Source organism: Nostoc sp. ChiSLP03a (genome assembly GCF_034531215.2).
Classification (GTDB): Bacteria; Cyanobacteriota; Cyanobacteriia; order Cyanobacteriales; family Nostocaceae; genus Nostoc.
On record NZ_JAVRBQ020000077.1, the window covers coordinates 75,940 to 97,193 of the forward strand.

General features: G+C 38.9%; 3 protein-coding genes. All 3 read right to left on the bottom strand.

Features of this window, described 5'->3' with window-relative positions; genetic code table 11:
* Positions 1 to 8 precede the first annotated feature (8 nt).
* From RMY32_RS13260 to RMY32_RS13270, 3 genes are read right to left on the bottom strand one after another with little or no spacing between them, the layout of a single operon-like run.
* Positions 9 to 938 carry an SAM-dependent methyltransferase gene (locus RMY32_RS13260; RefSeq protein WP_322714463.1) on the bottom strand — a complete coding sequence of 310 codons (930 nt, stop codon included), beginning with the start codon at positions 936 to 938 and terminating at the stop codon, positions 9 to 11.
* A 57-nt stretch (positions 939 to 995) separates the two neighbouring features.
* The gene (locus tag RMY32_RS13265) at positions 996 to 12,620 is read right to left on the bottom strand and encodes a type I polyketide synthase (RefSeq protein WP_322714464.1); all 11,625 of its coding nucleotides are present in this window, start codon (positions 12,618 to 12,620) and stop codon (positions 996 to 998) included.
* A gap of 39 nt (positions 12,621 to 12,659) precedes the next feature.
* Positions 12,660 to 20,645: an SDR family NAD(P)-dependent oxidoreductase gene (locus tag RMY32_RS13270; RefSeq protein ID WP_322714465.1), complete on the bottom strand. Its 7,986-nt coding sequence runs from the start codon at positions 20,643 to 20,645 to the stop codon at positions 12,660 to 12,662.
* Positions 20,646 to 21,254: the final 609 nt, after the last annotated feature.

Consider the following 21,254-nt stretch of genomic DNA (forward strand, 5'->3'; position numbering starts at 1 on the left):
GGAAATATCTAATCGGGTTTTTCCCCTGAAAATAAAAGATAGTCATCAAAAGCCATAAACCAACCTCTATCTCTCGACCAAGCCTCAAGTCCTGGATTATCTTTTTGGAGATCGATCGCAAGATCGTGTTTACTAACTCCTTTACTGACCTCGGCAAAGTAACGCACAGCAGCCGACCAAACATATTCGCTAATTGATAGAGCTTGGATATTTATAAATCCATGCTTTTTGAGTTTTTCAACATAAATATTTCGGTCGTATTGGTTGGCAAAAGGAATACACATTTTCTTGCTATTGACGCGCAGCCAAAAGTTAATATCTCGTCCAACTCTCGGCAAACAATCTGCTAATGCTAATTTTCCACCAGGGCGCAAAACTCGAAATGCTTCAGCAAAAAAATCTTCACGAGTATTGAAATGAAAAGCACATTCTAAAGCTGTTACTTTATCAAAAGAATTGTCTTCACAAGGAATGCTCGTTGCCGAACCAAGTTTAAGATTTATGCGTTCAGCTAATCCCGCCCTAGCTACTCGTTCTTGAGCAATTTCTACTTGTATCTCTGTAGTATTTATCCCAGTAATTGCATCTACATTGTTTTCACGCACCCAGAGGATATCTTGTTCGGCAAAACCGAAGCCGACATCTAAAACTTTGTCTCCAAGGCGAAGTTCGGCAATTTCTCCTAATTTCCGGGCTAAAGCGGCACAGGCTCCGTTATAAGTTGTTTCTTCTTGCCAATAGCCAAAGTTGAGCCATTGGGGAATATTGGGATCGTGAAGATCGCGCTCTCGTTTAGCTATCCTAGTATAAAGTTCAGTTACCTCAAATTTATCTCGTAAAAACCAGAGTTCTTGAATTGGATTCTGGATAAATTCTTTGATAATTATCCAGCGATTGCGCCATTCATAGTTGAAGGGGATTTTACCAATATTTTCCAAGACTATACTCTCCTATTTATCAATTAAAAAATTTCGCAGCACTGAAAGCTTTAATATTTAATCACCATATTCCTCAAGCTCTGCTAGCTTTTGATTAAGTAGTATAGCCAACTCATCTTCATTGAGACTTTCATAAGGATTTAAAATCTCACTATCATTTATTTTCATCTCAAAATCGATATAATTTGCTAACACTTCTTCCTGCAAATAAATGTTGAGACTTGCAATATTAGGATAATCAAAAATTACAGATGTAGGTAAAGTGCAAGCTAAATTACTTTCTAGCCGATTTTTAAATTCTAGTACCATTAACGAGTTTAAACCTAACTCTAAAAATGAGGTGTATTGAGGAACACTACTAGCAGTTAATCCAGTAACTTCGCGTAAAACTTGCTCAATTCCTTGAGATAAATTTTCTGCTCGCTCATCTATAGGTAGAGATTTTAATCGTTCTAACAATGTTGCCTCTTTGCTGTCTGCTTTGGTTGTAATTACTTCGGCAAAAAATGGTTGATTAATGTTAAAAGCTTGATTAAAAATAGACCAATCAATATCAAGGATAATTCCTTGATAAACACCGCTTAAAATTAAATTACTGAGATATTTGATAGCGGTATCAGAAGACATACTTTGAATACCCCAATTAGCAAAACGTTGTTTTGCTATTTCATTTCCTGTATCCCATGCTCCCCAATTGATACTAATACCTGGAAATCCTAAAGTTTGTCGTTGTTGCATTAAAGCATCCATAAAAGCATTCGCAGCAGCGTAACTACTTTGTCCGGGCGAACCGAGAATCACAGCAGCAGAAGAAAAGGCAATGAAAAAATCTAAAGATAGATTGCGGGTGTAGCGGTCTAATAATAAAGTACCTTCTACTTTGGGACGCATAACATTTTGATATTTTTCCCAATTTTGATTGCTTAAAAGCCCATCATCTAAAACAGCCGCCGCGTGAATGACTCCACGTAAAGGGGGTAAATCTACACCAAAACGGGAGAACAATTGTTCCATATCTGCGGCTGAGGCAATATCAGCGCCGATAATTGTAATCTGTGTACCATTTTTAGTTAATGAGGCGATCGCTTCTGGTTGAGATTTAACATTACGACTACACAAAACTAAATGATTAGCTCCCATTTGTGATAGCCACTGAGCCATTAGCAAGCCAAGTTTACCTAAACCACCAGTAATTAAATAAGCTCCTTCTTTACTAACTAATTGCTGTTTTTGAGTTGTGGGAATTGTTGCAGATACTAACCTTGCTCCATAACGGTTTCCTTGACGTAAAGCTAAACGTGACTCATCGCTTGCAGCGTGAAATTCGTTGAATAAAAATTCAGCTTCATTAGGTTCTATGGTTGGTGGTAAATCCAAACATACGCAACGAATTTGGGGATATTCATGATTAATTACTGTCCCTAATCCCCAAATAGGGGATTGTTGAGGTTGCAAATCAGTTTCAGCTAGCACTTTATTTGCACCGCGAGTTACTAACCATAAATCCGGTAATTTTTTCCAATTAGCAGTAATAGTTTGGATTAAGTGCAATACAGCATTACAACTTTTGTAAACTGTATCTGCACATTCTTCAACAGCTACGGTTTCCCAAGTAAAAATCACACCTGTAGGAAATTCACCCGATGAATATGCTTCTTGATATAAGCGATGAAAATCAGATTTTTGAGATGGATTGATGACAAAATTCTCTTGAGAATGGCATTTATAATCATTACCAAGTTCTACAGTGATAACTCTTTCTCCAGCTTTTTGCAATAAATCAATCGATTGATGCAACGCTGTTCCAGGATGTACAAACACTAACCAAGAATTATCATACTTTTCTGTAATAGTTGGAACTGAATTAAGCTTTTGCCATTGCACCTGATAAAAACAATTGTTTTCAGTTTCTTGCCATAAACTTTGTAAAACTGCTGGATTAATCCGCCGTGCTGTTAAGTCTGTAAACTGAGCGCAAAGCTGTTCTTGTTCATCGTAAACCTCTACATCTACGCACATTTCACCCTTGGTATTAGATTTAATCTCGATGTGCGCCCAAGCTTGAGAACCAGGATTACGAAAGAATTCTAATGAAGAGAAACCATAAGGTAAATGTAATTCCTGACCGTGAATTTCTGGAAAAGCCGCACCAATACTTTGCAAACAAGCATCTAAAAGCACAGGATGCAGGCAATATCGCCGATCTGTTAAACTGCGATCGATACTAATTTTAGCCTGAGAACCATTGCTTAAATAACTTAGTTCTTGAATAGCTTGAAAACGCTTACCATAGCTAATTCCCATTTGCTCATAACGCTGATAAAAACTGGCGATATCTACAGATTTTCCTTCTATATCAGACCAATTATTCACAGATGTAGGTGTTTTTTTATTATTGGGTTTAATTTCTCCAGTTGCGTGCAGAATCCAGTTATTGTGTGAGTAATTATTACTAAATATCTCAAAACTATAGCCGGATGATTTTTGAGGTTTAAAAATTATTTGTAATGTAGTTGGAAATGAAGATAATAGCAACCCTTGATTAATTGACACATTTTGAATAATCACCAAATTATCAGTAAAGATTTTCTTACTAGCTGCTAAAATCGCTTCAATAAAACCCGTAGCTGGAAATAATATTTTGCCAAATACCTTGTGTTCTTCCAAATAATATTGATGCTCAGAACTTATCTCTCCTTCAACAATAATTTCTCCCGTAGCTAGTTTCTTGAAATCACTAATAAAAGGATGCAGCTTGGTTTTGATATCACCTAGAGAAAATTGTGACTTTAACAACCAGAAACGTTCTCGTTGAAATGGATAAGTAGGTAAACTAATCCGCTTTCCTTGCTTAAATACCTGCGTCCATTCTATGGAATAGCCATTAACAAAAAGTGTGGCTAAACTTCTATACATCTCAGCTTGTTCATCTTGTCCGGGTACGATGCTGGGTAGCCATGATATTTCTTTGATTTGATAAGTTAGCCGTGCTATACCCAGTAACACAGGCTTCGGCCCTATCTCTAAAAAATGGCGATAACCACTGTCAATTAAGAATTTAAATCCTTTTTCAAAATAGACAGTGTTGCGAAGATGGCGCAGCCAATAATCGGGAGTAGTAATTTCTTTACCAATTGGTTTACCTGTGACGTTGCTAATAATAGTCAAGCTTGGTTCATGGAAAGAAATTTTATCTAAAACCTTAGCGAAATCATTAAGAATTGGCTCCATTAACAGAGAATGAAAAGCATGAGATACTGCCAAGCGTTTAGTTTTATAACCCTGTTCTATAAAAGTTCTTTCTACTCGTTCGACAATTTCACGCAAGCCAGAAATGACATTAATTGCGCCATTGTCTGCGGCAATATTTACTTGATTTTTATATGGAGCAAGATAATCTGCTACTGTTTGATAATCAGCATAAATCGCTGCCATTGCCCCATTATGCGGTAATTCTCCCATCAAACGACCGCGTTGGACGACTAATTGCAAGGCATCTTCTAAAGAAAAGACTCCTGCTAAACAAGCGGCTACATATTCACCAATGCTGTGTCCCAAAAGTGCAGCAGGTTGTATTCCCCAGGATTGCCATAATTTAGCAAGTGCGTATTCAAGTGCAAAAAGTGCTGGCTGTGTAATTTGAGTCTGTTCGAGCAACTCGCTGTTTTGCAATTGAAAAATGAAATCTAAGAGCGACTTTCCTAAAATAGGTTGCAGAATTTTGTCACAAAGATCCAGAGTCGTTTTAAAGACAGGTTCTTGATTGTAAAGAGTTTGCCCCATTCCTGAATATTGAGAACCTTGTCCTGAGAATAGGAAAGCTATTTTTATTTGAGTTTCTGATGTAATTGGAGTAATTAAATTGTCAGAATTCTCACCTTTTTGAAAATCAGTAAGAGCTTTTTCGGCTGTAGCGCTCGAGTCGGCTAAGACACATAATCGATGCTGGAAAACAGCCCGTCCTGTACTGGCAGTAAAACAAGCATCTGCTAAATTACCAGACTTATTAAAAGCGTATTGATAATTTTTTGCTAACTCTTTGAGAGATTTTTCTGAACGAGCCGAAAGAGGCAACAAGTAAAGTTTATGCTCAGATGGTTGTGGAAAATTAGCTTCAATTTCTCCAACAATAATATGAGCATTAGTACCACTAAATCCAAAAGAACTTACTCCCGCAATACGTTCTCGTTCGCTAGGATGCCAGTTTTTTCCATGTACTGGAACTTCAAAAATATGAGAACTCCAATCAAAACGGGGATTGGGTTTTTCAAAGTGAAGATGGGGAGGAATTTTGTAGTGTTGTAAGGCTAAAACAGTTTTAATTAATCCAGCAATTCCGGCTGCTCCTTCTAAATGTCCTAAATTAGTTTTGACAGAACCAATAATTAAAGGTCGATTTTGGGGGCGCTTCCCAAATACCGCAGCCATACTTTCTAATTCAATCGGATCGCCTAAAGCTGTTCCAGTACCATGAGCTTCGATAAAATCTATTTGCTCTGGCTTAAGTTTCGCTGTCTTCAATGCTTGCTGTAATAATTTTTCCTGAGCATCGCCATTCGGTACAGTCAACCCACTACTTGGGCCATCGTGATTCACAGCTGTAGCATGAACTCTAGCTAAAATGCGATCGCCATTTTTAACTGCTTGACTCAACCGCTTGAGAACAATCATCCCGCAACCCTCGCCCCGCACCATACCATTAGCACTGGCATCAAAAGTCTTGCAACGTCCATCAGGTGCAAGCATGTGGGCGCGACTTTCAATTAAGGAAATTACCGGGGTTAACATGATGTTGACACCACCTGCCAAGGCAATGTCACATTCACCATTACGCAACGCATTGCAAGCTAAATGTACTGCTACTAAGGAAGAAGAACAAGCTGTATCAACTGTCATTGATGGCCCTTGCAAGCCCAGTACGTAAGAAAGACGACCGGCTGCTACACTGACAGAAGTCCCAGAACCGGTATAGGCGTTGATTGCTTCTGGAGCATAACTCAACTGGGCATAGTCTTGAGTCATCGCCCCCACAAAAACACCAGTTTGACTGTTGCGTAACTGCTGCGGGTTTTGTCCGGCAGATTCTAATGCTTGCCAAGTAGTTTCTAATAGCAGACGTTGCTGAGGATCGATGGCGACAGCTTCGCGGGGGACAATGCCAAAAAATTCGGCATCAAATCGATCGATTTGCTCTAGAAATGCTCCGTAAGGAGAATAGATTTTTCCTGGTGTATCTGGATCGGGATGATACCATGCTTGCATATCCCAGCGATCGCTGGGAATTTCTCTGACTGCATCTTTCCCTTGTTCTAAAAGTTGCCAGAATGATTCCAAATCATTCGCACCGCCAGGAAATCGGCAAGCCATCCCTACAATCACAATTGGATCTTCTTCTTGTTGTGGTTTTTCTGGGGGAGATTTTTCAACTTGGATTTTGGGGACTTCTTGTATTAGTTGTTGTACAGGAGTTTGCTGTTCAGAAATATTTAAAACTTCTCGCAGCAAATAATCTGCCAAAGTTTCCACATTGGGGAATCGAAAAGCGATTGTTGTGGGTAAAGAGCAATTAAAATCTGTTTGCAAAAGATTGCGAAGTTCTGTGGAGGTGAGAGAATCCATCCCCATATCAAAAAATCCTTGTTGGGGAGATACTTCCGCAGTTGATAGTCCTAAGACAGTGGCAATTCGCAAACTAATCTGCTTAATTAACAAATCACGACGCTGTTTTACAGGTGTGGTTTGCCATTGCTCTAAAATATTGGATGCAGTTAGAGATTTAGGTTTGATTTGGGGTAAGAAGTTTTGATAAAAGCTTTGATTAATGTATGGGAAACGTTGCCAATCAATGGCAATTACACCAGCACGTACAATCTGATTAAACAGAATTTTTTCTAGAGTATTGAGTGCTAAATCAGGTGCGATCGCATCATAACCTTTCGCGGCTAATCTTTCTAAGACATTGCGATCGACTGCTGCACCGATTTCACTCCACGGCCCCCAGTTGATGACTGTAGCTGGTAAATTATGTGCATGACGATAATAGGTAAAGGCATCCTCAAAGGCATTCGCAGCCGCAGCATTAGCTTGTCCCGCCGAGCCAATGAGCGACACCGCAGAGGTATAACAAACAAAGAAATCTAAAGGATCGTTTAGGGTTTGTTGATGCAGTAGCCAAGTTCCTTTCACCTTGGGCGCAAGAACATGGTTAAAACGTTCTGGTGTCAGTCGCAGTAATGTTGTATCGTCTAAAGTGCCGGCGATGTGGAAAATTCCCCGCATTGGATGTTGCGATCGGCATTCTTCTAGTAGGGCGTGCAGTTTCTCGCCATCTGTGATATCAACATCTTTAATTTGGATGTCTGCGTTACTGGATTGCAGACTTGTTATAATTTCAGGAGTGAGAGCTTTTGCACCACTGCGACTGCACAATACTAAATGACGAGCGCCACGTGCTATCATCCATCGAGCAGTAGCTAAACCTAATCCGCCTGTACCACCAGAAATTAGATAAAAGCTATCTTGACGGAAATTGATGTTTCCGTCTGCTAATTTGCGCTCTACCAAACGGGGACAGAAGCGTTGTTCGCCCCGCAAAGCAATGCGGTTTTCTTGGGTGTTGTTGTAGATTTCTAGGAATAATTTTTCTCTTAAATCTTGGGCGTGAGGATCTAAATCAATCGCTCTAAAATTGAGTTCGGGATGCTCTAGAACTAAGCTGAAAGCGATTCCTAATAAGGAAGATTGTGCTGGATAAGTTAAGGTTTTGATTTCTTTTGCGGGGACAGAACCTTGAGTTACAAGAACAAGTGCGGGGGGATTTTCTTGTTGTAATAATGCCTGAAGTAAAAATAGAAAACGTTTACAATGAATCTCTACTACCCGATAGATTTCGCCTTCTATTTCTTGTAAGGGCCAGAGGTAGATGATTTCACGCGTTTCTGGTGTTATCAGGTTTTGTAATAGTAAGAGATAATCGTCGAGGTTATCGAGGCTAATATCTTGAGGGGAGATGAGAGAACAAGCAATCCCTCGCTGTTGGAATGGGGTGATTAAATTTTGGGCAATTCCCTTAGTGTCAGCAAAGATGATTTCGTGAGAGTAAGGTTTAGAGTTTGTTTCACGCAGAGTCGCAGAGTCGCACAGAGGAAGGCTGCTTTTGGCGATGATGACGCTTTGTCGTAATAGATTGCGTGTCTCTGGTTTGGTTGGTTCGATGACGTTAATTTCTGCAAATCGATGCTTGGCGAGTAAATTTTGCCAATGTTCTGTATCTACTAAAGGATAACCATTGCGGAGTGGATCTTGACTGCATAACCACCATCCTTCTGTTAACCCAAAGGTTAAATCAACCCAACGACGCGCTCCAGTACTTTCTAATATTATGAGTAGGGCATTAGGAGCTATTAGAGAACGGACGTTATCAAGTGTTTTGTTAATATCTGTTGTAGCATGAAGAACGTTAGCAGCGATAATAATATCAAAACTTCCAGGGAGAAATCCTTGAGTAATGGGATTTTTTTCTATATTTAAAGTTTGATATTTAATGAAGGGATAATGATGGAAATTTTCTTTGGCTCTAGTTAAAAAACTAGAAGAAATATCGGTAAATGTATATTCAATTTGTTCTAGAGGTAAATGCGGTAAAATAGCTGCGGTACTTGAGCCTGTTCCGCCTCCAATTTCGAGAATTCGTAGCTGATGATTTGTTGGTAAATTTGTCACTGCACTTTTAATTGTGGCTGCGACTAATTCATTCATCAACTTAGCACCAGCCGCATCAGAATATATAGATGCGATCGCATTTAAATCACCTTGAGGAAATAGTAATTCTAATGGCTCAATTTGGCGGCGCATCACCGCAGCTAAAGCTGAACCACAACGTTCTATTAGATTAATTTCTGCAAGGTAATCGGGATACTCGCTACGTAGTTGTTGGATTTGTAATTGAGATGAAGATATAACAGGTTCTTGTGCTAATAACCATCCATCTTTTTGCTGAGTAACTATTCCTTCTTCAGCTAGAATCGCTAAACACCGCGATAATAAAGGACGATAAAATTCAACTAATCCACCTTGATTTGCAATTTGTTCTTCTGGATAAATTTGACCTAATTGGGGTTGCCAGTTTAGCTCTTTTAAACCTTCCCATATATAACTTACGCTTAAAGTTTCCATTTCTTCAAGCAAGCGTTCGTATTGGCGCAATTTTTCTGCTAATGGCTGTTCTAATTGCTGTGGTTTAACTTGAGTTTTAATGGCATCAGGAGTCAGTAAATAATCTCTACCATCAGCTAATAATGGTGCTAAGGAAATCCATTCTTCTATGTAAGATTGTGGTTGGATTTCACGGCGGATAATTTCTTGACGTTGAACAGCTTTGAGTTCAAATCCTGTAATTGTTACTAGTAATTCACCTTGCTCTGAATAAATATCAATATCAGAGATGATAAAGTTATCAGAATTTTTAGTTAGTCGAGCCGCACTGATGACACTATCACCTGGAGATTTAAAGAATTGAAATTTAGCAATGCGGACTGGTACATAAGTTACAGATGATTCTTGCTGAAATAAAATTGCTGCGATCGCCTGAAAACAAGCATCCAACATTATAGGATGAAAATGATAGTTTTTTGCTTCTAAACTTTGGCTATCTGTTAACTTTATTTGAGCAAATGCACTATTTTTACCACGTTGAAGCCTATTGACGATCTGGAAGCTATCACCGTAATTAACTCCCGATTTTTGATATCTTTCATAAAATGAATTAATCTCAAGTTGTTCTGGACAATTAGCAGCTATTTGTTCTAGATTTTGGCGATTTGCATCTAATGATTTTAATTTATCAATTTTTCCAGTAACAAGTACATTCCAGTTATTGTTACTTTGTTGATAGATTTGAAACTTATTTTTGTCAATAATTAACTGTAATGTATCTTCTTTTTCTTGCAGCAATAATGCTTTTTGAAATTCGATATTTTCTAAAATCACAGCTTGGCTTTTTGTAGCAGCTAACGCCATTTCAATAAAAGCTGCACCAGGAAATATCGGTTTACCAAAAACTTGATGTTCTACTAAAAATACTGGGTTGTTCTGACTAATACTAGCTCGATATTGAATAGAAGATAAGGGTGAGGGGAAGCGATCGCCTAGTAAAGGATGTCCAGAGCGATTTGATTTAGTAGCATCTACCCAGTAGCGTTTGCGGATAAAAGGAGAATTGGGTAAACTAATTTTTTGTCCAGAGCGAGAACGATGAAATTCCTGCCAATTAATATTTACTCCTTTTACATATAGTTCAGCTATGACTGTTTGAATTTGTTTATAGTTACTGCCATCTTTGGCTAAACTACATAAGTAAAGGATATCATTCGTGTCTAATTTACTACGCTCTATATTAATTATGGGCTGATTTCCAATTTCTAGAAATATTTGATAGCCCATTTGATGCAAAGTAACAATTCCTTTTTCAACATTTTCTGATTGACGTAGCTGTTGCACCCAATAAGCAGCAGTTTTAATAGACTTACTAGCAACTTCACCATTATTAGAAATTAAAGTGAGTTGCGGATTATTATAAATAACTTCTTCAGCTACTTTTTGAAAAGCTAAAAGCTTGCTTTCTCCAGTTTTTTTGCTAAATAACTGAGCGCGAGTTGCAACCAACTTAACTGCATCTTCAATTGAAAAAACTCCAGCTTGTTGAGCAGCCAGATACTCACCAAAGCGAGAACCTAAAACCGCAGAAGGGCAAATTCCCCAAGATTTCCAGAGTTCGCACAGCGCATATTGCAGTGCAAATAATGCTGGTTGAACATATAAAGGATCGTTTATATCTTGATTGTTAGCAATTAACTCTTCTAGAGAAAAATTTAAATAATTTTGGAATAAGCGATCGCAGCGAATCAAAGCATCATGAAATACAGGCTCATTTACAAAAAGTTCTTTCCAAATTCTGGAAAATATCGCTGTTGCCTCATTGCAAACAAAAGCAATTTTAGTATTTCCTCTTGTCTCACCGTGAATAATATTAGTTTCTCGCTGATTACCACTAGCAAAAACCTGTAGTTGTTGCTGTAAATCGGCAGTGTTGGAAACTAATAAAGATAATCGCTGTTTATGATGAAAACGACCTGTATTTAAAGAAAAGGCGACATCAGTTAAGTTAACTTCCGGTTTTTGGTCGATATAATCAACGAAGTTAGCAGCCAATAGACGCAATCGTTCTTCATCTTTAGCAGACAGAGTAACTAGTAGAGGAAATGTATTTGTAGTTGAAGATTGCACTTGCGGAGGTTCGCTCAATATCGCATGAGCATTAGTTCCCGATGCTCCAAAAGAACTGACTCCGGCGGCTTTTATCTTGCTATTACCTTGAGACCAAGGACGATTTTGTGTCACTACCTGGAGAGGTAAGCTATCCCATTTAATATGAGAATTTGGTTTTTGGAAATTGAGATGAGCCGGAATTTCACCATGATAGATAGATAGTACAGTCTTGATCAAGCCAGAAATCCCCGCCGCCGCCGCTAAATGACCGAGATTTGTTTTGACAGAACCGACTAACAAAGTTTGGGATGGAGAGCGATTGACGCACAAAGCATCAGCGATCGCTTTAATTTCAATCGGATCTCCCAAAGATGTACCAGTACCGTGAGCTTCGATATAATCAATGACATCGGCGCTCAAACGAGCGTCAGCCAGAGCTTCACGAATCAATTCTGTCTGCATGGGGCCGTTAGGAACTGTAAAGCCGCCACTCGCACCATCGTTATTAACAGCTGTTCCCCGAATTAACGCCCAAATGCGATCGCCATCTGCTAAGGCTTCACTCAACCTTTTTAAAACGACGACTCCGCAACCTTCGCCAATCCCAAACCCATCGGCACTTTCGTCAAAGGTTTTGCACCTCCCATCAGCAGCTAACATCTGATTTTTGCACAAGGCGATCGCTACTTCCGGTGTGAGAATTAGGTTCACTCCCCCCACCAAAGCCTGACGACATTCCTGGGCGCGCAAAGAACGGCAAGCTAAATGCACTGCTACCAAAGAAGAAGAACAAGCTGTATCCACAGCCAAGCTAGGGCCATTAAGATTTAAAAGATAAGAAATGCGTCCGGCAGCAGCATTGATATGGTTGCCAGAGATATGATAAGCCCCAACTGTGCTATAATCTCCTCCTGGTGCAATTAAACGAGCATAATCATTGTTTGTGATGCCGATAAAAACACCAGTTTTGCCGATTCTGCCAGTAGGCGCAGCCATTCCCGCATCTTCTAACGCTTCATAGCCAACTTCTAACAGTAACCGTTGCTGGGGATCGATATGCAAAGCTTCTCTCGGTGCAATTCCGAAAAAGTGTGCGTCAAACATTGACACATCATCGAGAAAACCGCCTTGAGATACATAAATTTTGCCGGGTTTACTACGATCTGAATCATAAAAATCAGATATATTCCAGCGATCGCTTGGTACATCTGTTAACGTATTACCACCAGCTTTGAGAAAAGACCAAAAAGCTTCAGGAGTAGAAATATTTTTACCAAAACGACAACCCAAACCCACAACTGCGATCGGTTCGCTTTGTTGAGCTTCAACAGCCTTTAATCTCTCCTTCGCTTCATTCAGTGCCTTAAACACCCTAGCTTGGACAGACTTATCGTTACTTGATGTCTCTAACTCCATCTTTTCTCCTTCCTCTGCGCCTCTGTGCGAGCTAAAAAATCAAGAATTACCCAAAAAAGCCTCCAAATCTGCAAGCTCTTGTAAAACTAAATCCTCATTAACCTCCTGCTCAATAGGAACAACGTTGATAGATTGATGAGAAGTATGTGGAGAGATTTTCTCCCCTGCTCCCTGCTCCCTGCTCCCTTGCTTCTCATGAACTTGCCAACCAAACACCTGTTGCACCAAATAATCAACTAATCTTCTAATATTGGGAAAATCAAAGATCAAAGAAGCAGTTAAAGCCACTTCCAATCCTTTTTCTAAGCGATTTTTCAATTCAATCGAAAGCAAAGAATCAATCCCCATTTCTAAAAATCCTTGTTCGGGGTCTGGCATCTGTTTATTTCCCAAAATTATCGCTACGTGTTTGCCAATATATTCAAATAAATGTTCCCGACGCTCTCCTGGGGGAATTTCTTCGAGAAGACGACGTATAGAGGTTGACTGTTGAATTTCTTTGGCTGAATTTGGGTATTCTCCTAATTTTTCAAAAATTGGTTTATTGCCTTTAGATTGATAAATATTTTTGAATCGTGCCCAATCTACATCAGCTAGTAAAATTTGGGGCTTTCCAGATTCCATAATAGCATTCATGGCTGCAAAAGCTGTATCCAAGGCAATTTCTTTCATCCCAATTTGTTTGAGCCAATCTTCATAATCTTGAGAAACTATGCCATTTCCAGCTAATAATGCCCAATTCAAACTAGTAGCTGGTAATTCTTGAAGATAACGTAAATGAGCTAAAGCATCCATGAAATGACTAGCAGCATCGTATAAACCTTGCTCTTTAGCTCCCCAAATGGCACCTGCGCTAGAGAACAATACAAAGTAGTCTAATTGAGTTACTAAAGATAACTGATGCAAATTCCAAGAACCGCGAACTTTAGCTTGAAAAACTTCTGCGATATCATCTAATGTACATTCGCTTAATTGAGCTTTGCGTCCTGACACTCCAGCAAGATGGAAAATACCCCGGAGCGGATAAGATGTTTTTTGGATGTTGGCAAATATGCGCGACATCTGCTCAAAATCTCCAACATCTGCTTGACAAACTTCTACAGCTGCTCCCTTTTGTTCTAAAGTCTGGAGATTTTGAATTATGTCCCCAAATTCTGCTTGTGAATCCCACTCTGCTCGTGGTGGAAATTGACGGCGTGTAGTCAAAATGAGGTGTTTTGCACCCAAATCAACCAGATGACGAGCAAGTTGCAACCCTAGATGACCAATACCTCCTGTAATCAAATAGGTTGCTTGAGCTTGGATAGTAACTGGTTTTGTAGGTAGAGATTCCTCTGGGACTAGACGCGCAACGTAAGCTTGACCTTTGCGGAAGAGAAGCTGATCTTCACTGACAGAGTTGGTCAATCCTGAAAGTAAAGCGCCAAGATTTTGAGCAAGATCGGCGTGGGGATCTAGGTCGATCGCTCCCCCCCATAATTGTGGTTCTTCTAGCGCCATCACGCGCCCTAACGCCCAAAGCGGAGACTGAGTAAGAAAATATGGCTGCTCTAATCTAAAGGGTTGACCGCCTTGGGTAACGAGGAATAATTTGGGAGGATGAGGTATTTTTTTAATTGTTTGCAGAAGATTTAAAAGATGGTGACAGCGATTGAATAAAGTAGACTCATAGCGATCGCCCTCTCCAGCATTCACAAGATAAATAATTCCACGCAAAGATGTGTCTAGCTCAAAGCTATGTTCTGGATTAGCGATCGCACAAGATCCACAATCTTTGCTTAGTTGCTCTTGAATTGCTAGAGTTAGATTGTCTTTCTCACTATCGGTAAATATGAACCAATTACCCGAAATATCGCGGTTTACTTCGGCATTTTGAGCAACAATGATACTTTGCTCAAATAAAGGACTGCCAATTTTTTCATCAGGAGAAATAAACTCAGATCGAGCAAAACCAGATTCTCTGAGGATAGATTGCCAAGTAGATGCTGCAATGATGGGATGATCTGGACGTAAATTGCGTAGCTTGCCGTCGTAGGCATCGCTAAAACGCCACCAACCTTGAGTCACGCCAAATATCAAATCAATCCATCGGGACTGATGAGTAAGTTCTAGGAGTAATAAATGTCCCCCAGGACGCAGCAAACCTCGAATGTGGGGTAAGGTTTCTCCTTGTAAATCCCGCGTAGAATGCAATACATTTGCCGCAATAATTAGATCGTAAGAATTAGGTGAAAAACCTTGAAGTTCGGGATCTTTTTCTATGTCCAAAACCTTGTATTCTATGAAGGGGAATTGAGCAAAAGTATCTTTGGCAGTCTCCAGAAAGAATGGTGAGATATCAGTAAAGGTGTAATTAATTTGACAAGAAGTACAAGTTTTGAGAATTTGATGAGTAGTGGCTCCAGTTCCCGCACCAATTTCTAGAATTCGGATTGGTTCTACTTGAGAATAGTTGGCTAATAAAAGTTCAACAGTTTTAGAGATACCAAGATTAAGAACTTTTGCCCAAGATGTATTTTGATAAAACTCTGTGGCTCCTATTTCTTTATCTTGAGAAAATAAGATGGATAAAGGAGAAATCTTGCCTGTAAGTATGGCTGCAAGATTGGCAGCAACTCGCCTAAACAGTGTTAATTCTATAGAAGCATTTGGGTACTGAGCAATCAAATCATCTACTGTTAAATCAGGGCGAGATTGTTGCGCTTCGCTTATGATTTTCCAGTCCGAACCTTGCTTTTCTAGAATACCTGTTTCTGCCAATATCTTTAAGCAATGTTGCCATAGTAATCTATACTCTTCTTTAATACCAGCCTGACGGAAACTGTTTTCTAAGGAGAGGATAGTATTGATTTGCCATAATCCCAAATCTTTTAACGCTTGCACAATAAAGTCTGCACTGAGTTCTTCCATCTGGGAAAAAGCTAGAGAAACTCCTGTAATTTGTGCAGATTTTATTTCTTCTTCAAAATAAGAGTCTAAATTCGTTTTAATTGTTTCTAAATTCTGTAATTTATTGCCTGATAAAGCATAAGGCAACCATTCAAATTGGTAAAGTAAGTTATCAAAATTAGAATTACCAGTGTCTTGATGATGTAGCTGAATTAATTGTTGAACAATTGCTGATAAAGTTTGTTTTTCGGCTTCAGAATAATTCCCAGTTTCTACTAGAGTCTGGATTAAACTTTTTGTATCTTTTTGAGACAACATCTTGACAACAGCAGATTCCTGGGAAGTTGGGAATTGAGTTTTTAAGGGAATCCAATGTTGACGTTGCTGGAAAGGATAAGTTGGTAAAGCACATCTTTTAGGTTGGTAATCTTTTTCCAGAGCATACCAATCTATATTTGCACCGCGCACATAAAGTTTACCTAGACTTTCTAAGAGAACTTCCCAATCCGAAAATCCTGAGCGTAAACTCGGTAAGATCGAGGGGTTAGATAAAGATATCGATGATTGGATAATTCCTAAAAGAATAGGTTGGGGGCCGATTTCGATAAAAGTATCACAGCCTAGAGATTGTAAAGACAGAACTCCTTGGTAAAATTGCACGGGATGCAGCAAATGTTGAATCCAATAATCAGGAGTAACAATGCTGTCATCTGCAATTTCTCCTGTGAGGTTAGAGACGATGGGAATTTGGGGTTTAGCAAAATCAATCTCTTGCAGGGTATGTTTAAATTCTCCACATACAGGTGCTATTAATGGGGAATGAAAAGCATGAGAAACCTTTAATTGGCGAACTTTCACTCCGGCGTTAGTAAAGTGTTCGCAAAGGTGTTGAATGATTTTTTTTTCGCCCGAAATTACTGTATGTTGTTCTGCATTGATAGCTGCGATCGCAATTTTTAGCCCCTGCTTTTTACACACTTGCCGCACAGATTTTTCATCCAGAAAAACGGCAGCCATTGCTCCTTGTTCTGCGGGTAATTCACCTATTAAATTTGCTCGTTGTACGACCAGTTTTAAACCACTTTCAATATCAAAAACTCCGGCAAAACAGGCAGCAGCATATTCGCCTAAGCTGTGTCCTAACACAGCAGTCGGCTGAATGCCCCAAGAACTCCATAATTGAGCTAGTGCTACTTCGACAACAAATAAAGCTGGTTGGGTATAAGATGTATGATTTAAAGCTGCATCAGAATTAGCAAAGATGATTTGCAGTAAAGATTTACCAGTGATTTCTTGATATATCGTTTCACATTGGTCTAAAGTTTGCCGAAAAGTTGGTTGAGTTTGATAGAGTTGAGCAGCCATTCCTAGATATTGAGAACCTTGTCCTGTAAACAGAAAGGCAATTTTAGCAGGCTGCTTTTCATCAACTTGAGCGTGAATTACTGACTCTAGATTTTGTTGTCCAAACTGCTGCAATTTAGTGACAAAATCATCAATTTCAGAACCAGTCACCGCCAAACGATTCTTAAAGTTAACTCGGCTAGTATTGGCTGTAAATACTACATCACAGATATCGCTTTCGGGATGATTTTGAAGAAATTCTGCATAGCTTTTTGCTAAATCTAGCAAAGCCTGTTCTGTTCTAGCAGAAAGTGTTAGTAAATGGTGGGGGCGCTTAATGTTATTAGGCTGAAGAGTAATGGCAGGAGCTTCTTCCAACACTACATGAGCATTCACACCACCAATTCCTAAAGAGTTAACCCCCGCGCGTCGAGGCAATTCTTTGCCATCTTGTTGCTTTGCAGTCCAGGGTATGGCTGCGGTATTGACATAAAAAGGAGTCTTGGAAAAATCTATTTGGGGGTTGGGAGTATTGAAGTGTAGAGTCGGGGGAATAATTTGATGTTTGAGAGCCAAAGTAGCTTTGATAAGACCAACAATACCAGAAGCAATTTGCATATGCCCGATATTGGTCTTCACCGATCCCAAAGCACATTCTCCCTGGTTTGCAGTGCTATATGCTCTCGCCAAAGCATCGATTTCGATGGGATCGCCGAGTTTCGTACCTGTACCATGAGCTTCTACAAAGCCAATAGTATCAGCCTCGACTCCGGCAAAGGCTAATGCTTCGGCTGCTACTGAAATTTGACCTTCTCCTGATGGAGCTGCAAATCCCAGTTTTGTACCGCCATCGTTATTAATGGCAGACCCCTTAATCACAGCATAAATGCGATCGCGATCTGCTAGAGCGTCTTTTAATCTCTTGAGTAAAACTACTCCAACTCCACTGCCAAAAATAGTACCATTCGCTTGGGCATCAAAGGCGCGACAATGCCCATCGGAAGATACAATCAAACCTTCTTGATACAAATAACCTATTTTGTGGGGAGAGTTAACAGAAGCAGCTCCAGCCAAAGCCATGTCACTTTCACCGTTCAACAAACTTTGACAAGCCAGATGCACAACTACTAGTCCGGTAGAACAAGCTGTTTGGACGTTAACACTAGGGCCGCGCAGGTTCAATTTATAAGAAATCCGCGTCGTCAAATAGTCTTTATCGTTAGCCACCATCGTTTGGAACCCTCCCATCGAATCTAATGTGAAGGGTTGTAACTCGTCGTTGGCATCTAATTGACCGCGATGTGGATAGCAGTTATTGATAAAGTAGGTGTTCATACTTGCCCCAGCAAACATCCCGATCGCTCCCTGATAGGAGTTAGGATTATAGCCAGCATTTTCTAAACATTCCCAGCTACATTGCAGCAGTAAACGTTGCTGCGGGTCGAGTAATTCTGCTTCTCTGTCTGTGTATCCAAAAAATTCATTATCAAAGGATTCTACGTTGTCGAGAATCGGTCTAGCTCTGACATAGTTAGGCTGCTGGAAAAGTTCAGGAGCAACCCCCGATTTTAATAATTCTTCTTCAGAAAAGAAAGATATTGTTTCGACTCCGTTTTTGAGATTTTCCCAGAAACTATCTATGTTGTTAGCTCCAGGAAATCGTCCTGCCATGCCAATAATCGCGATATCATGAGTTTCATGATGGTGACGCGAACGATTTTCGGCGCGTTTTCGACTTTTTTCTGCTATAGCCTTTGTGGCATTAGATTCTTCAGTTAAGAAATGGGCTAATGTGGCAACTGTAGAATTTTTAAATATTTCAGTTAGAGGTATCTGACGACCAAAAAGTTTTTCTAATTGATTTTGGACGCGAATTAGGTGTAGAGAATTTCCTCCCAATTCAAAGAAGTTATCGTATAGACCTACTGAATCAAGTTGTAAAACTTCACTCCAAACTGTTGCTATTTGGCGTTCCTTTTCGGATTGCGGTAAGCTAGCGCTTTTTTGGCGATCGCTAGCTAAATACTCATTGATGGTTTGGATGCGATCGGCAAATAATCCTTGTTCAAAATCTTTTTTTAATTTAGCTTTCTGAACCTTACCAATAGATGTTTTAGGAATTAACTCAGCTTCCAAAGGGATTACATAAGCAGGCGCAATTCCTACTTTTTGAGTTAAATTACTGCGAATTTGTCTGACTAATTTTACCGAATGCTCAAGATTATTTGATTCGGGGCTAAAAGTAATAACTAATAAATCTGTTTCTCGATTTTGGTCGAAAACTGCAAAAGCAGCTGTATATGAAATAGCTACACCATCTAATTCTTCTATCGCTGTTTCAATTTCATGAGCAAAGTAGTTAATCCCGTTAATAATAATTTCTTGTTTTTCTCTACCAGTAATAACTAATTCACCATTGTGCAGATAACCCAAATCTCCTGTAGTAAACCAACCTCCATTTGAAAACACTTCTTGGTTGAGTTCGGGATTCTTATAATATCCTTCAGTCACAGAAAGGCCTTTAATCTGAAGTCGTCCAATTTCGTTTTCTGGCAAAACACTTTTCTCTTGGTCAATAATCCGAATTGTAGCTCCAGGAATAGGTCGTCCTAAAGATACAAAACTATTTTCTTCTATCAATTCATCTTTGCTTAAACCTGCTGACCAAGTAATTCCAGAACACGATTCAGTCATTCCGAATGCTGGTTTAATTACTCTATCCCGCAATTGATGTTTTTCTAGAAGTTCTAAAAACAAGCGAATAGTTTTGACTGAAACTTGCTCTCCGGCATTAACTAAAAATTTGATTGAGGAGAGATCATAGCAAGATTGGTTAAGTTCTTCAGCGTGCTGATTAATTAAGGAGAATGCAAAGTTAGGGGCCCAAGAGATAGTCGCTTGATGCTTTTGAATCAAGTCTAACCATTTGAGTGGTTGACGCAGAATCAATTCAATTGGTACATGGATTTGATGACAAGCCAAATCCACAGCCATAATTCCTAAAAATACTATTGCCCCCACATGGTCTAAGGGCATCCAATTTAGGGTAACTTCTTGTTGTGTAAAGTTATTCATCCGCACTGTACCGGCGGACATAGATAAAAGGTTGCGATGATGTAACATCACACCTTTGGGTAGACCTGTACTACCAGAAGTAAATAGTAACAACGCCGGATCTAGTGGTGCAAGATCGGGTAATTCATAAGCCGACTGTTGGTTTGATAGAGATTGATGACTGCGTAAATCATCTATCGATACTACTCGCAATTCCTCTAAATGAGATTGAGTAGTTAATTTTTGTATTTCGCTAATTAATTCACAATCTGATAAGATAATCGGTTTATCTAAAATCTGCCAGACATTCTCAAGTTTTTTAACTGCGGCATTTTTTATATCATAATTGGGAGCAATGCTCAGAGGTGCAGGGATAATTCCACCTAAAAAACAAGCCCAAAGTGCGGGAATAAAATCTTGACTTCTACCAATTTGCAATATGGCTTTATCTCCTAATTTCAGTCCGCGCTGATAAAGCCCATCTAAAATACTAAGAGCGTCGTTATATAAATCTTTATAAGTTTGAAAATATTCTGTTTCGTCATTTTTAATGTATGTAATTCCTTGATTTTCATACTTGGCAGCATCACTCAATACTTCTGGAAGAGTCCGCCAGTTCTCTTCTAATTGCCCACCAAAACTGATGGAATTTTTTAATATTTTTTCTTGCTCAGGTTTTTGATGCGATTGTTCATACAAATTAGTGTCAATGAATTTCTTAATTTGTGGTATCTGCATATACTTTAATTTTGGCAAGTGTTAATTAGGTAATTACTTGACTCAATATTTGTGTTTTAATGTTTTACATACTGAATTTTTATTTTTTCAATTTAAACTTTCATTATTTAAACTAGATTTTGTCTATTAAAATCTTCTTGTTTGAGGTAGTTTTTGAGTAAGTAAAATTATAATATTTATTTTAGCTATGTTACCAAACTTTGTTTACAGCGAAATAAAATTCTGCATAACTTCAAACAACGTCCTATTTGTCTAATGCTCATTACTAAGTCTATATTATTACTGATAAAATCAGCCGTTTGCTATAAAAAAACTTTGTAATTTTTACTATTAATTTTTTTATAGATTTTTATAAACAGCTTTACTTGTAGTTTTTATAACTTATGCAGTCTTGACATTCATTACAACTTATGTATGAATAGATATTTTTTGATATTTAAATCTAAATATCTTCTCACTACTAAGATAAATATGCAATACCAAATCAATATATTTTTTCTTAACTGTCTTAACTGTCTTAACTGTCTTAACTGTCTTAACTGTCTTAACTGGTTCACAATTGAGATTTTTTATTAAACGCAATTATCGCAGTTAAAATTGCTGTTATAT